Source organism: Escherichia ruysiae, assembly GCF_031323975.1.
Lineage (GTDB): Bacteria > Pseudomonadota > Gammaproteobacteria > Enterobacterales > Enterobacteriaceae > Escherichia > Escherichia ruysiae.
Genome location: NZ_JAVIWS010000001.1, coordinates 2,058,741 through 2,073,938, shown reverse-complemented (window position 1 = coordinate 2,073,938; position 15,198 = coordinate 2,058,741). Strand labels below are relative to the sequence as shown.

At 49.0% G+C, this 15,198-nt stretch carries 13 protein-coding genes, 1 tRNA gene and 1 pseudogene; 6 read left to right on the top strand and 9 right to left on the bottom strand.

All coding sequences use genetic code 11. The annotated features are described in order from the left end of the window. Positions 1-98 precede the first annotated feature (98 nt). Positions 99-1,286, top strand: a complete 1,188-nt coding sequence (locus RGV86_RS10195) for a YjgN family protein (RefSeq protein WP_001014713.1) — start codon at positions 99-101, stop codon at positions 1,284-1,286. Positions 1,287-1,332: 46 nt separating this feature from the next. On the opposite strand, the gene valS is transcribed toward RGV86_RS10195, so the two are convergent. The 3 genes from valS to pepA all read right to left on the bottom strand — a co-directional run bounded on the left by valS (position 1,333) and on the right by pepA (position 6,276). Next, on the bottom strand, positions 1,333-4,188 hold the full coding sequence (gene valS / locus RGV86_RS10190) for a valine--tRNA ligase (RefSeq protein WP_000416362.1): 2,856 nt from the start codon (positions 4,186-4,188) through the stop codon (positions 1,333-1,335). After that, the gene (gene holC, locus RGV86_RS10185) at positions 4,188-4,631 is read right to left on the bottom strand and encodes a DNA polymerase III subunit chi (RefSeq protein ID WP_000786399.1); all 444 of its coding nucleotides are present in this window, start codon (positions 4,629-4,631) and stop codon (positions 4,188-4,190) included. Before holC ends, valS begins: the two co-directional genes overlap by 1 nt. A gap of 133 nt (positions 4,632-4,764) precedes the next feature. After that, positions 4,765-6,276, bottom strand: a complete 1,512-nt coding sequence (pepA, locus tag RGV86_RS10180) for a leucyl aminopeptidase (protein ID WP_000397144.1) — start codon at positions 6,274-6,276, stop codon at positions 4,765-4,767. A 153-nt stretch (positions 6,277-6,429) separates the two neighbouring features. Between pepA and ytgA the strand changes: the two genes are divergently transcribed. The 3 genes from ytgA (at position 6,430) to lptG (ending at position 8,725) form a co-directional block, all read left to right on the top strand. Next, positions 6,430-6,480, top strand: a complete 51-nt coding sequence (gene ytgA / locus RGV86_RS10175) for a protein YtgA (protein ID WP_211180521.1) — start codon at positions 6,430-6,432, stop codon at positions 6,478-6,480. 62 nt (positions 6,481-6,542) lie between these two features. After that, the gene (lptF, locus tag RGV86_RS10170) at positions 6,543-7,643 is read left to right on the top strand and encodes an LPS export ABC transporter permease LptF (RefSeq protein WP_000584137.1); all 1,101 of its coding nucleotides are present in this window, start codon (positions 6,543-6,545) and stop codon (positions 7,641-7,643) included. Further along, positions 7,643-8,725, top strand: coding sequence for an LPS export ABC transporter permease LptG (gene lptG, locus RGV86_RS10165; RefSeq protein ID WP_010346283.1), 1,083 nt, complete (start codon positions 7,643-7,645; stop codon positions 8,723-8,725). Before lptF ends, lptG begins: the two co-directional genes overlap by 1 nt. A gap of 188 nt (positions 8,726-8,913) precedes the next feature. Here the strand turns inward: lptG and RGV86_RS10160 are convergent, their stop codons facing one another. After that, a complete protein-coding gene (locus RGV86_RS10160) occupies positions 8,914-10,416 on the bottom strand; it encodes a helicase HerA-like C-terminal domain-containing protein (protein ID WP_085461231.1) in 1,503 nt (500 codons plus the stop codon). Between the two features lie 116 nt (positions 10,417-10,532). Next, positions 10,533-10,655, bottom strand: a pseudogene (locus tag RGV86_RS10155) (alcohol dehydrogenase); the annotation flags it as partial. Between the two features lie 162 nt (positions 10,656-10,817). Between RGV86_RS10155 and RGV86_RS10150 the strand changes: the two are divergent. Both RGV86_RS10150 and RGV86_RS10145 read left to right on the top strand, forming a co-directional pair. Continuing rightward, positions 10,818-10,902 (top strand) — tRNA-Leu (locus RGV86_RS10150). Positions 10,903-11,065: 163 nt separating this feature from the next. Next, positions 11,066-12,331 (top strand): tyrosine-type recombinase/integrase, encoded by a 1,266-nt coding sequence (locus RGV86_RS10145; RefSeq protein WP_021513937.1) that lies wholly within the window; start codon positions 11,066-11,068, stop codon positions 12,329-12,331. 57 nt (positions 12,332-12,388) lie between these two features. Here RGV86_RS10145 and RGV86_RS10140 read toward each other — a convergent pair whose 3' ends face one another. The 4 genes from RGV86_RS10140 to RGV86_RS10125 form a co-directional block, all read right to left on the bottom strand. After that, on the bottom strand, positions 12,389-13,282 hold the full coding sequence (locus RGV86_RS10140; protein WP_000418440.1) for a Kiwa anti-phage protein KwaB-like domain-containing protein: 894 nt from the start codon (positions 13,280-13,282) through the stop codon (positions 12,389-12,391). 8 nt (positions 13,283-13,290) lie between these two features. Next, the gene (locus tag RGV86_RS10135; RefSeq protein WP_000932801.1) at positions 13,291-13,806 is read right to left on the bottom strand and encodes a KwaA family protein; all 516 of its coding nucleotides are present in this window, start codon (positions 13,804-13,806) and stop codon (positions 13,291-13,293) included. Between the two features lie 197 nt (positions 13,807-14,003). Continuing rightward, a complete protein-coding gene (locus RGV86_RS10130; protein WP_001205027.1) occupies positions 14,004-14,315 on the bottom strand; it encodes a hypothetical protein in 312 nt (103 codons plus the stop codon). Positions 14,316-14,624: 309 nt separating this feature from the next. Beyond that, positions 14,625-15,188, bottom strand: coding sequence for a phage polarity suppression protein (locus RGV86_RS10125; protein WP_373427956.1), 564 nt, complete (start codon positions 15,186-15,188; stop codon positions 14,625-14,627). Between the last annotated feature and the right edge of the window lie 10 nt (positions 15,189-15,198).

Genomic DNA, 15,198 nt, shown 5'->3' with positions numbered 1-15,198 from the left:
GCATATATCTCTTTGAGAAAGCGTATTCTAGGCGTACCAGTATTAATTTACTGGGATTATTATCTATATGAATGGAATTTATTTTAGGGATATGATTCATGAATGGTGTAAACGTCGGGAAAGATAATTCTCGTCACGCGTTTGTTTTTACAGGCAAAGGTGGTGAGTATTTTCTTATTTGTCTTGTGAATTTTTTACTGACAATTATTACTCTGGGAATATATGGGCCGTGGGCATTGGTGAAATGCCGTCGTTATATTTATCAACATGTGACACTCAATGGGCAACCATTTAGTTATAAGGGAACTGGTGGTGCCATTTTCGTTAGCATGTTCCTTATTATTGTCGTTTATCTTCTCAGTATTTCTTGTTTTTCAGGCCAGCACTTTGTTCTTGGTTTTCTCCTGTTTGCTCTCTTGAGCTGCGGTATTCCTTGCATGGCAGTGAAGAGTCTACAATATCAGGCGAACATGACCTCACTGAATGGCATTCGCTTTGGCTTTAACTGCTCGATGCTCCGTGCATGGTGGGTTATGTTAGGTCTGCCTGTTTTGTTGGCGTTAGCGTTTTGGTTCGCACTGTATCTTATTGCGCAATTGACGACATCGATAGGAGGATTATTCTTTAACTTAGTCGCGTTAAGTTTGCTTTCTGCCATCGGGCTGGGTGTCGTCAATGGTATAACCTACAGTAAATGGATGCCATTGCTGGGTAACAATGCAACTTTTGGCATTCATAAGTTTTCTGTTCAGGTAAACGTAAAAGAATGCATTAAAGGTTGTATGCTCGCAATATTAACCATGGTTCCTTTCATCATTGTGATTGGTATTATGATTGCGCCAGTATTTCAGCAGGTAATGATGATGACCATGTTGGGTAGGTCTGATGCTGGTGGTGAGCTTGTATTGCAATATTACCCACAGATTATGGCTTCTTATTTCCTTTATTTTGTTGCGATTTTTGTTTTTGCCAGTTATCTCTATGTCACGTTACGTAGTTTGTTTCTGAATAACCTGACACTGGCAAATGGAACAATTCGTTTTCATTCGTCCGTTACCACGTTCGGTGTGCTTTTACGCATGTTTGCGGTATTAATGGGTTCTTCAATTACCTGTGGACTGGCTTATCCTTGGCTGAAAATGTGGATGATTAGCTGGATTGCCAATAATACCCATGTGCAGGGTGACCTTGATTCACTGGCGTTAGCGAATGATGAAAAACCGCAGGATAGCGGTCCGTTAATGTGGATATCTCGCGGTATTATGCCGTATGTTCCGTTTATCTAAATAAAAAGGCCGGAGCATTCTCCGGCCTTCGTTATCACTGTGCGTATTACAGCGCGGCAATAACCGCCTGTTGTTCAATCAGCTTCGCTTTCGCTTCCGCATAACCTTCCAGCTTCTCACGTTCTTTCGCGATGACCGCTTCCGGTGCACGTGCGACAAAGCCTTCGTTCGCCAGCTTGTTCTCGATACGGCTGATTTCACCTTCGATCTTCGCCACTTCTTTTGCCAGACGCGCCAGCTCATCTTCTTTGTTGATGAGTCCAGCCATCGGGATCAGCAGCTCAGCGCCGTCGACGATCTTAGTAACGGAAACCGGACCTTTGTCATCGGCAGGCAGCACGGTGATGCTTTCCAGACGTGCCAGCGTTTGCAGGAAGCCACGGTTTTCATTTACGCGACGTTCTGCATCCGCGCTGCAACCACGCAGCAGCAGCTCCAGCGGTTTGCCCGGCGCGATGTTCATTTCTGCACGGATGTTACGTACCGCAACGATCGCCTGTTTCAGCCACTCGGTGTCGGCCAGCGCCGCTTCATCAACCTGAGATGCATCGTACTGCGGGAACGGCTGCAGCATGATGGTGTCAGCGGTGATGCCGCAAAGCACTTTCACACGCTGCCAGATAGTTTCGGTGATGAACGGAATGATCGGATGCGCGAGGCGCAGCAGACCTTCCAGTACCGTAACCAGCGTGTGGCGAGTACCGCGCAATTCGGCCTCAGTTCCACCGTTCATTACCGGCTTGGTCAGCTCCAGATACCAGTCACAGAACTGGTTCCAGGTGAATTCATACAGAATGCCTGCGGCGATATCGAAGCGGAAACTATCCAGTGCTTCGCGGTACGCTTTGATGGTTTGGTTGAACTCCGCCAGAATCCAGCGATCCGCCAGCGACAGCGTCATTTCGCCACCGTTGAAGCCGCAATCCTGACCTTCTGTGTTCATCAGCACAAAGCGGCTGGCGTTCCACAGTTTGTTACAGAAGTTACGGTAACCTTCCAGACGCTTCATATCCCAGTTGATGTCACGACCGGTAGAAGCCAGCGCCGCCAGGGTGAAGCGCAGCGCGTCAGTACCGTGCGGCTCAATGCCGTTCGGGAACTGCTTCTCGGTGCGCTTACGGATTTTGTCCGCCAGCTGCGGCTGCATCATATTACCGGTACGTTTTTCCAGCAGTTCTGGCAGCGAAATACCGTCGACCATATCCAGCGGGTCAATCACGTTACCCTTGGATTTAGACATCTTCTGGCCTTCGTCGTCACGAATCAGACCGGTCATGTAAACAGTGTGGAACGGCACCTGCGGTTTGCCATTTTCATCTTTGATGAAGTGCATGGTCATCATGATCATGCGGGCAATCCAGAAGAAGATGATGTCGAAGCCAGAAACCATCACGCTGGTCGGGTGGAACTGACGCAGGGCGTCGGTGTTTTCCGGCCAGCCGAGCGTAGAGAAAGTCCACAGCGCGGAAGAGAACCAGGTGTCGAGAACGTCTTCGTCCTGACGCAGCGCGACGTCCGCACCGAGGTTATTTTCTTTACGCACTTCGTCTTCGTTGCGGCCAACATAAACGTTACCCGCTTCGTCATACCATGCCGGGATACGGTGACCCCACCACAGTTGACGAGAGATACACCAGTCCTGAATATCGCGCATCCAGGAGAAGTACATGTTTTCGTACTGCTTCGGTACGAACTGAATATCGCCGTTCTCAACCGCTTCAACCGCCGGTTTCGCCAGTACATCGGCACGCACGTACCACTGGTCAGTCAGCATCGGTTCGATAACCACGCCACCACGGTCGCCGTAAGGAACGGTCAGATCGTGCGGTTTAATTTCTTCCAGCAGGCCGAGCGCGTCAACCGCAGCAACGACTGCTTTACGCGCAGCAAAACGCTCGAGTTTCTGGAACTCTGCCGGGATTTCGCTGGAATAAACGTCGGATTCGTTGCCTTTGGTATCGAACACCTGGGCGCTTTCACGGATATCACCGTCAAAGGTCAGGATGTTGATCATCGGCAGGGCGTGACGTTTACCCACTTCATAGTCGTTAAAGTCGTGCGCCGGAGTGATCTTCACGCAGCCGGTGCCTTTTTCCATGTCGGCGTGTTCGTCACCAACGATCGGAATACGACGGTTAACCAGCGGCAGAATGACAAATTTGCCAATCAGATCTTTGTAACGCGGATCTTCCGGGTTAACAGCCACGCCGGTGTCGCCCAGCAGGGTTTCCGGGCGGGTAGTCGCAACGACCAGATAATCTTTGCCATCAGCAGTTTTCGCGCCGTCAGCCAGCGGATAGCGGATATGCCACATCGAACCTTTCGATTCGCGGTTTTCCACTTCCAGGTCAGAGATAGCGGTGCGCAGTTTCGGATCCCAGTTTACCAGGCGCTTACCACGGTAAATCAGATCTTCTTTATACAGACGAACGAAAACTTCTTTCACCGCATTGGACAGGCCTTCGTCCATGGTGAAGCGTTCACGCTCCCAGTCGACGGAGTTGCCGAGACGGCGCATCTGACGGGTAATCGTACCGCCGGATTCCGCTTTCCATTCCCAAATTTTGTCGATGAAAGCTTCGCGGCCGTAGTCGTGACGGGTTTTACCTTCTTCTGCGGCAATCTTGCGCTCAACGACCATCTGGGTAGCGATCCCGGCGTGGTCAGTACCGACCTGCCACAGGGTATTTTTACCCTGCATACGCTGATAGCGGATCATGGTATCCATGATGGTTTGCTGGAAGGCGTGACCCATATGCAAACTGCCGGTGACGTTCGGCGGCGGGATCATGATGCAGAAACTTTCCTGGCTTTCATCGCCATTAGGCTTAAAGTAGCCCTGCTTTTCCCAGTGCTCGTAAAGCGGCTGTTCGATATCTTGTGGGTTATATGTCTTTTCCATTATTTCCAGGTTGCCGTATTCAGGTTGAAACCAGCCACGCGGTAGGCTTTATAGCGTTCGCGCGCCAGTTGTTTCAGAGAATCTTCATAAGGAACGAAGTCTACCACTTCTGTGAAAGCGGTGGCAAAATCTGCAAAGCTTGTTCGCAGACTAATCAATATATCGCGCGGGCTGCTGCTACGTTTTTGCGGCCAGGCGATCTCCACCGGCGCGCCGCCGCGCGGTCCTTCTCCCGCTAAATTGTGCGGAACAAAACTTTCTGCCGGACGCGCCCACAGGGCTTCATCCAGCCGGTAAGCCTGTTTTTCATCTTCACAGGCGATGAGCACGCGCTTACCGCTGCGCCAACGTTCTGCGGCAATTTCACACACCAGTTGCTCAACGGCGCTTAAGCCATCGACGGTGGTGTCATTGTCCAGAAGGTAGAACGTTGCGTTTTTCATATATGGGGCTTCTTGTGGTGGATTTAAATATTGCTGCATTCCTCACCCTGAAAGATGAGCAATGAATTTCTATTGCGCTCGATCGGTTCCCTCTCCCTTAGGGAGAGGGTTAGGGTGAGGGTAAAACGCAAACTTACTCTTCGCCGTTAAATCCGGCGCGGTTCAGCAGGAACTGTGCCAGCAACGCTACCGGACGACCGGTTGCGCCTTTTGCTTTACCAGAACGCCAGGCGGTTCCCGCGATATCCAGGTGCGCCCAGTTGTACTTACGGGTAAAGCGCGACAGGAAGCAACCTGCGGTAATCGCCCCGCCAGGACGTCCGCCAATGTTCGCCATATCGGCAAAATTGGATTCCAGTTGTTCCTGGTACTCGTCACCCAGCGGTAAACGCCATGCGCGGTCGCCAGACTGCTCAGACGCGGCAATCAGCTCATGGGCCAGCGGATTATGGTTCGCCATCAGGCCGGTGATGTGATGACCCAGCGCGATCACGCAGGCACCGGTCAGCGTCGCCACATCAATTACCGCTTCCGGCTCAAAACGTTCAACATAAGTTAATACATCGCACAGCACCAGACGGCCTTCGGCGTCGGTGTTCAGCACTTCTACGGTTTGACCGGACATAGTGGTTAACACATCGCCCGGACGATAGGCACGACCGCCAGGCATGTTTTCGCAGCCTGCCAGTACGCCGATAACGTTAATCGGCAGTTGCAGCTCTGCAACCATGCGCATCACGCCGTAAACCGCCGCCGCGCCGCACATATCGTACTTCATCTCATCCATGCCTTCTGAAGGCTTGATGGATATACCGCCGGAGTCGAAGGTTAAACCTTTACCCACCAGCACAATCGGGCGCGCATCTTCCGACGCGTTGCCTTTGTACTCAATCACCGACATCAGCGATTCGTTTTGCGAACCCTGCCCCACCGCCAGATAGGAGTGCATCCCCAGCTCTTTCATTTGCTGTTCGCCGATAACGCGGGTGATGACATTCTTGCTGTAGCTGTCAGCTAACTGGCGCGCTTGTGAAGCGAGGTAAGCGGCGTTACAGATATTCGGCGGCATATTGCCGAGATCTTTCGCGGCTTTGATCCCGGCCGCAATCGCCAGACCGTGCTGGATCGCGCGCTCACCGCTGGTCAGCTCACGGCGGGTCGGCACGTTGAACACCATTTTACGCAGCGGACGACGCGGCTCGCTCTTATTCGTTTTAAGCTGGTCAAAGCTGTAGAGCGTCTCTTTTGCTGTCTCGACCGCCTGACGCACTTTCCAGTAGTTGTTACGGCCTTTAACGTGCAGTTCAGTCAGGAAACAGACCGCTTCCATTGAGCCAGTATCATTCAGTGTATTAATGGTTTTCTGAATAACCTGCTTGTACTGACGCTCATCCAGCTCACGTTCTTTGCCGCAACCAATAAGGAGAATTCGCTCGGAAAGTACATTCGGAACATGGTGCAGCAACAATGTCTGCCCCGGTTTTCCTTCCAGTTCGCCCCGACGTAGCAGGGCGCTGATGTACCCATCGCTGATTTTATCGAGCTGTTCTGCAATCGGAGAAAGGCGACGTGGTTCGAAGACGCCCACGACGATGCAGGCACTCCGCTGTTTCTCCGGGCTACCGCTTTTTACACTAAACTCCATGCACTACGCTCCTGAATCTTAAAGACAACGGCGGTGGCTACAGATAGAATTGCAAGCTTTCGTAACTCATGTCCGCTGTTGCGATGACTTCGTGTTAATCTTAACGTTATTACGGCATTGGCACGTCAGAACAAAATCTGAGAGGTGAATCCGTTGAGTATAATTATCTTAGCGACGATTTCGACGACTCAAGAGAATAAATGACGTTTAAGCCATGAAACAAGCTAAAATCCTGCAAAAGACGAGTTTTTACGGGCGTATTTAAAGTGATAATCATAAGATATCTGGTGCGGGAGACGCTCAAAAGCCAGCTGGCGATACTCTTCATCTTGCTTTTGATCTTCTTCTGTCAAAAGTTAGTGAGGATCCTCGGCGCAGCGGTTGACGGCGATATTCCGGCGAACCTGGTGCTCTCCCTTCTCGGGTTGGGCGTGCCGGAAATGGCGCAGCTTATCCTGCCATTAAGCCTGTTCCTCGGGCTGCTGATGACGTTGGGTAAACTGTATACCGAAAGTGAAATTACGGTAATGCATGCCTGCGGCCTGAGCAAAGCGGTTCTGGTGAAAGCGGCAATGGTTCTCGCGGTGTTCACGGCGATTGTCGCGGCGGTTAACGTCATGTGGGCGGGGCCGTGGTCATCGCGTCATCAGGATGAGGTGCTGGCAGAAGCGAAAGCTAACCCAGGCATGGCGGCGCTGGCGCAAGGGCAATTCCAGCAAGCGACCAATGGCAGCTCGGTGCTGTTCATCGAAAGCGTTGACGGCAGCGACTTCAAAGATGTGTTCCTCGCGCAAATCCGACCAAAAGGTAATGCACGTCCTTCCGTGGTAGTGGCCGATTCCGGACATTTAACTCAGTTGCGGGATGGCTCTCAGGTGGTGACTCTCAATCAGGGAACGCGTTTCGAAGGCACTGCACTGTTACGTGATTTCCGCATTACTGACTTCCAGGATTATCAGGCGATCATTGGTCACCAGGCGGTGGCGCTCGACCCGAACGATACCGACCAGATGGACATGCGTACATTGTGGAACACCGACACCGATCGCGCCCGTGCGGAGCTAAACTGGCGTATCACGCTGGTATTCACCGTGTTTATGATGGCGTTGATGGTCGTACCGCTGAGTGTGGTTAACCCGCGTCAGGGGCGTGTACTGTCGATGCTGCCTGCCATGCTGCTGTATCTGCTTTTCTTCCTGATCCAGACCTCCCTGAAATCGAACGGCGGCAAAGGTAAGCTGGATCCGACGCTGTGGATGTGGACCGTTAACCTGATTTATCTGGCTTTGGCGATTGTTCTCAACCTTTGGGATACGGTGCCGGTTCGCCGCCTGCGCGCCAGTTTTTCGCGTAAAGGAGCGGTGTGATGCAACCTTTTGGCGTACTTGACCGCTATATCGGTAAAACTATTTTCACCACCATCATGATGACGCTGTTCATGCTGGTGTCGCTCTCCGGCATTATCAAATTTGTCGATCAGCTGAAAAAAGCCGGGCAGGGGAGTTACGACGCGTTAGGCGCAGGAATGTATACCCTGCTGAGCGTGCCGAAAGATGTGCAAATCTTCTTCCCGATGGCGGCTCTGCTGGGTGCGTTGCTTGGTCTTGGGATGTTGGCGCAGCGCAGCGAACTGGTGGTGATGCAGGCTTCTGGTTTTACCCGTATGCAGGTAGCGTTGTCGGTAATGAAAACCGCCATTCCGCTGGTATTGCTGACGATGGCGATCGGAGAATGGGTCGCGCCGCAGGGCGAGCAGATGGCACGTAACTACCGTGCGCAGGCGATGTACGGCGGCTCGTTGCTCTCTACCCAGCAAGGCTTATGGGCAAAAGATGGCAACAACTTTGTTTACATTGAGCGGGTTAAAGGTGACGAAGAGTTAGGGGGTATTAGTATTTATGCCTTTAACGAAAATCGTCGTCTGCAATCTGTGCGCTATGCCGCTTCCGCGAAGTTTGATCCTGAACATAAAGTCTGGCGTCTGTCGCAGGTTGATGAATCTGACCTGACCAATCCAAAACAAATCACCGGTTCTCAGACCGTGAGCGGCACCTGGAAAACCAACCTCACGCCAGACAAACTGGGCGTGGTGGCGCTGGATCCGGATGCACTCTCCATCAGCGGTTTGCACAACTATGTGAAGTATCTGAAGTCGAGCGGTCAGGACGCCGGACGTTATCAGCTCAACATGTGGAGCAAAATCTTCCAGCCGCTATCCGTGGCGGTGATGATGCTGATGGCACTGTCGTTCATCTTCGGTCCACTGCGTAGCGTGCCGATGGGCGTGCGCGTGGTTACCGGTATCAGCTTCGGTTTTGTGTTCTATGTACTGGATCAGATCTTCGGCCCGCTGACGTTGGTTTACGGCATCCCGCCGATCATCGGCGCACTGTTGCCAAGTGCAAGTTTCTTCTTAATCAGCCTGTGGCTGTTAATGAGAAAATCGTAACCAGATGAGTGAAGAAAGGGAGCGAAAGCTCCCTTTTACATTGTTGGCAAAGTGCGCTTTGTTCATGTCGGATGCGGCGTGAATGCCTTGTTCGGCCTACAAAATCATGCAAATTCAATATATTGCAGTGGCGTAGGCCTGATAAGACGCGATAGTGTCGCATCAGGCAAAGACAAATCGCACCAGACTTACCTTTTTCTCCCCCCAAGCAAGCTCCCCAGCACACCGCGTATAATCTGGTTCGTGACCTGGCGGGCGGCACTTTTCGCCATAGTCTGTACTACGCCATCTTTCTTTCCGCCACGCGGTCCGGTAGTGCCAAACAAAATGTCCTTTAACCCACCGAGAATACCGTCATCCACAGCCATCTCTTTTCCTTTGGCTGGTGGATTATTTTGCTGTTCGGTACTGGTTTGCACACCTTTTTGCAGCATCTCATAGGCAGATTCCCGATCCACGTCATCTTCATACTTGCCATACACCGGGGAGTGATTAATCAGGCCGTTACGCTCATCTTCTGTCACCGGTCCCATCCGTGAACAAGGTGCAATCACCATTGCACGCTCCACCACAGAAGGACTACCTTTCGCATCAAGAAATGAGATCAACGCTTCGCCGGTTCCCAGCTCCTGGATCGCCTTTTCTGTATCAAACGCTGGATTGGGTCGCATGGTTTGCGCTGCCGTCTTCACCGCTTTCTGGTCTTTCGGCGTAAAGGCGCGCAGAGCGTGTTGAACGCGATTCCCCAACTGCCCGAGTACGTTGTCGGGTATATCCGAAGGGTTTTGCGAGACAAACCAGACGCCCACGCCTTTCGAGCGGATAAGCCGTATGACCTGCTCAATTTTATCCAGCAGCACTTGCGGTGCATCGTTAAACAGCAGATGCGCCTCATCGAAGAAAAAGACGAGTTTCGGTTTATCCAGATCCCCTGCTTCCGGCAGTTGCTCATACAATTCAGAAAGCATCCACAGCAGACTGGCAGCGTACAGTTTTGGCATCTGGTAGAGCTTTTCGGCGCTAAGTATATTGATGACGCCTTTACCGTTAGCATCAGTACGCATCCAGTCTTTGATATCCAGCATCGGTTCACCAAAGAAATGCGTCGCTCCTTGCTGCTCCAGCGACAGTAATCCGCGTTGGATTGCACCAACAGATGCGCTACTGATATTGCCATACTGATTCTGGAATGATTTGGCGTTATCTCCGATGTACTGGGTAATGGCCCGAAGATCTTTAAAGTCGAGCAACAACAGTCCCTGATCGTCAGCAATGCGGAAGATGATATCCAGCACGCCAGTTTGCACGTCGTTAAGATTTAACAGTCGTGCAAGCAACAGCGGCCCCAGATCGGAGACCGTTGCCCTTACTGGATGGCCTTTCTCACCAAAAATATCCCACACCACCGCTGGATTCGAATGCGGTTGCCAGTCGTTGACACCGATACTTTTTAACCGAGCGAGCAGTTTTTCCGAGGTCGTACCTTCCTGTGCAACCCCGGTCAAATCGCCTTTCACATCGGCCATAAACACAGGTACACCGATTTCTGACAGTGATTCCGCTAGTTTTTGCAGCGTGACAGTTTTACCCGTCCCCGTTGCGCCAGTAATCAGCCCGTGACGGTTAGCCATAGCGGGTAATAAAAACAGTTCCGTGTCCGACGTGCGTGCAATTAAAAGTGGTTCGCTCATGAGATTTCCTCCAGTTCCCTGCCTGGAGTATAGGCACGGTTGAAAAGTTTTCACCACTAAATTCAGCCGATTGCGAGATGTCTTAAAGGCCGGGCAGAATCGACCTGGTAAAGGGATCAGAAGACAGCTTTCAGAACCACGCGGTAGCGCGCCTTACCGTCACGTACATGCTGGATGGCATCGTTAATTTTCGACATCGGGAACCGTTCGGTTGTTGGTGCGACTTTGCTGCGGGAAGTGTAGAGCATGGTCGGGTGGGGTTCCTGGAGTGTGATAGAGGTTACACATCGTGGAAGACAATGCTGAAATTTTCAGCACTTAGCGAGGCAGGCGTAAGCTGGCGCTTGCATGGTGACGCGTGACAGGTATAATCCACAACGTTTTCCGCATACCTCTTCAGTGCCGAAGTGGCGAAATCGGTAGACGCAGTTGATTCAAAATCAACCGTAGAAATACGTGCCGGTTCGAGTCCGGCCTTCGGCACCATTAGCTCTTCCAAGACCATCCGAGAAAGTCCAATTATTCCTTAAAAATCAATGATTGCAGCGATTTTTACGTCCTGAGTTGTCCGAGGTTGTCCGTTGAAATCCGGATGTCATTGGGGGCATAATTGGGGGCATCTTAACTTCGATTAGAAATGTGCCCCCAAATGAAGCTCAGCGCCAGACAGGTCGAGACCGCAAAACCAAAAGATAAAACCTACAAAATGGCCGATGGCGGCGGTTTGTACCTTGAGGTTTCGGCCAAAGGATCAAAATATTGGCGTATGAAATACAGACGCCCCTCTGACAAAAAAGAGGATCGCCTCGCTTTTGGTGTTTGGCCTACTGTGACGCTTGCTCAGGCAAGAGCAAAGCGCGATGAAGCCAAAAAGCTATTAGTGCAGGGCATTGATCCAAAAGCCGAACAGAAAGAGGCTCAGGCCGAGAACTCGGGGGCATATACTTTCGAAACCATTGCTCGTGAATGGCATGCCAGCAACAAGCGCTGGAGTGAAGACCATCGATCTCGCGTTCTTCGATATCTTGAGCTTTATATCTTCCCTCATATTGGTTCGTCCGATATTCGTCTACTCAAAACCAGCCACCTGTTAGCCCCAATTAAAAAAGTTGACGCTAGTGGAAAACACGACGTCGCTCAGCGCCTGCAACAGCGTGTAACGGCCATTATGCGTTATGCTGTACAGAACGATTACATTGACTCGAATCCGGCCAGTGATATGGCTGGTGCGCTATCTACAACCAAAGTGCGACATTACCCTGCGTTACCTTCCTGCCGGTTACCTGAGTTTCTTGCACGTCTCGCTGCATATCGTGGTCGTGTAATGACACGGATCGCAGTCGAGCTTTCCTTACTGACTTTTGTGCGTTCCAGTGAGTTACGTTTCGCGCGTTGGAATGAGTTCGACTTCGATAAAGCCCTTTGGCGCGTACCTGCAAAGCGGGAGGAAATTAAGGGGGTGCGTTACTCGTATCGTGGTATGAAGATGAAAGAGGAGCATATTGTTCCGCTTAGTCGTCAGGCGATGAATTTGTTAGGCCAGTTGAAGCAGATTAGTGGTGATAAGAAACTGCTTTTCCCGGGCGATCATGACGCAACTAAGGTTATGAGTGAAAACACAGTAAACAACGCATTACGGGCGATGGGATATGACACTAAAACCGAAGTTTGTGGGCATGGATTTAGAACGATGGCGCGTGGTGCACTGGGGGAGTCGGGGCTATGGAGCGATGATGCGATAGAGCGTCAGTTAAGCCATACAGAACGAAATAATGTACGCGCGGCTTATATCCATACTTCTGAGCATTTGGACGAACGTCGATTGATGGTACAGTGGTGGGCTGATTATTTGGAAGAGAATAAACTAAGAATGATAACACCATTTGATTACGGGAAAATATCTAATATAAAGTGAGTTTATAAAAATCAACTTTTGAAGCGGGGGGATTCCCCCCCCAAACTTTTATAAAAATTAAACATCTTCTCGACGTTTAGAGTTTGCGCGATATAGCGTTCTGGTTATATGGGATGTGAAATAGTCCTCATCTAAAAAATGCAATAATCTTTTTACATCTTTTCTTATTTGCGGCATTTTTATTTTTTCTAATTCACCGATTTTTTCAGTTTCTAGAACAACACCAATTTCAGCCGCTGATATTCTTAACTCAGTCACAGAGTAGTCCTCAAGTATTCTTGATTTATTAATCAAGGAAACTTTCTTTCTAATAACAGAGTCAGCAATTGTTGTTAAATCAAAACCCGGAGCTACTGAAAATTTTTCATGAGAAGAAAAACTTGTTAATTCTTCATTAGTGGCTTCTCTGAAATAAGCATCTACATCAAATATCCTGCGGAGCATATGGAAGCTTTTAAACTTTAATTCTGTACCTGCAAGAATAGCTGTTAGCTTATTGTCGATGACTATACCATGCTCAGTAGACTGGCAAAAGGTATTGCTTGCCTGAAATGGTTTTTGGAAAATTGTTCTTCTGTTATCAATAACTTGCCTTTTATCGAAGCTTTGGATTAAGGCAGTTGCAGGTTTTCCATCCTCTTCAGGATAGCCTGAAAACAGAGCGATTATATTGAAGACTGATATTTCTTCCGGCTCCCATGGAGGGATAGTTGTGGGATTATTAATAGCATCTAATACAGCGATAACATCATCAAAGTCAGGAATGACAAAAAACTCATCTCCACTAGTGATGTAGCCACCTGAAAATTCTACGCCTTCTGTATAGCGTTCTTCAAAAAAAGTTTTTTGTTCATTGAATAGCTGTGTGATTACATTTTGAGTCGGCCTGTCAGTAACAATTTTTACAATGCGTGTGCCAACTGTATTATCTGTTATTGCAAACAATTCCATATTTATTCCTATATTGCTATATATGTGTAATCAGTAAGCTTAATCAAATTAACACGATTGCCTGATGCTTTTAACAGTGGCTTTTTCGATAATATAACAAAGCTTACGCCTGTATCGTCTTCGGCTTCATAATATTTATATCCCCAAAATGATAATAATGGGTTGAAACTGTAGGAACCTGAAAAACTGATGTAAAAAAATAAACTCACAGCAAAGAAAGAAGCAATCCTAATATCCATAAATGCATCTGGACCACTGATTAAGGGAAATAAATAGGTTAAGAAATAATTTGTTATCTCTTTATCTGCTGGAGAAGCGGTAGTTAATTTTTTACTGGTTACAGAATTATATTTAATTGCGTATTTAACAATCAAAACACACAGTAAAAGTATAATTGCACACAATGATAAGTAAGCAATCATAAATTTATAGTGTTTTGATATACATGAAAGAAAAGCTAAGGTAAAAAATACCGGAGCAACTGAGCTGGCAGTAAGAAGATATTTGGCAAGCTTATTTAACATATTATCCTCCTTATCTGCCCTAGTATCTGTATATAAAAACAGTATAACATCAATTTAAGCATCAAAGAAGATAATAAAAATCAATTAAATCATAATGATGCCTGCGTTTTTAAAGTGTGGGCTTTTGGAGGCGGGTAATGTACGCGCGTATTCCCTGGAGATTCCATTTAAAAGGCTACGTATGTAGCCTCATGTATTTAAGAGTACTGGCCCCAATCTCTGGCAATAAACCAGTTTGGCGTCCAGCTAACAAACTCTTGCGGATGAAAGTTTTGAGGGATTACAACTAGAGATACAATCGCTTCAGGTTGCAAACTGAGAACATGACTTTTTTTATCGCTTTCGTAATCCCAAAAATGGAATCTGTCACTTTTATCATGAGCTCTACGACTAGGACCGAAGTCCATAGGCGCAGTTAATCTTGTGATTGTCGCGTTATCTTCTTTTGAATAAAAAGTTAGCTGAATTTTTAAACAACTATGAATGGCATCAATGAATTTATCGCGCATACGTTCTCCTTTGTAGTTACTAAATTAATATCCTCTATTGATAGATTATTGTGTGTGATCATTGCGGCATTTAATAAAACGTAATGAGTTCATTGTATTTTATTTATGTTATCAGCCTTGCGCGCAGTGCTTTCCCCGCCTCGCCCGCCCGCTTTGTGGGATGGTTTTAATGCAGTTGCGCTGACACGCTCAGGCCACGCCGGGCGTGGCGCGATCTGCAGAAAATGAGGCAGGAAAACGCATGCAAAGCCATGCACCTTATCGATGCATGGCTTTTTCCAGTAAAAACGGGCGGATTTTCGGGGAATTTTACACAGACTGACGTGATGCCAGTTGCGCACTTTTACGCGAAAAAATCATGTTCTGCGCAGGGGTGAATTTTTCACGGCTGTCATCCACCGAAGCCGCGTCAGGCCTGAATCCGATGGTCGTAAAAATGTCGCTATCCTGTGCGGAATAATTAATTTTTTCCCCCTTCGCAAGCCAGGAAAGAAGGGCTTCACGCAGGGCATCTGTGGCACGCTGTATGGCACAGTTTCGGGCAATGGCCGTCAGCTCACTGTAGCCCATCAGCTCCGGTGCCAGTGCCGCCGCCAGTGCTGTGCCGTGCTGCTGCATAAAATCATTCAGCCGGTCGCGGATGCTGATGTGCTGAACGGCTTCATGCGAACGAATATAACGACCGGCGGTCTGATTCACCTGCCATTTTCTGACTTCGATAATATTGCGTAATTCGTCAAGGCGACTGACGTTTCTGCCTTCTCCTGACAGAAGCCGCAGATATTCCTGTTCGGCCGCTGCCAGCTCATTTTTGCGTTGCAGCCATGCTGCTTTGTTATTCTGGCAGACCTCAAAAGCCTGCTGTAATGACATTGTGGTCACA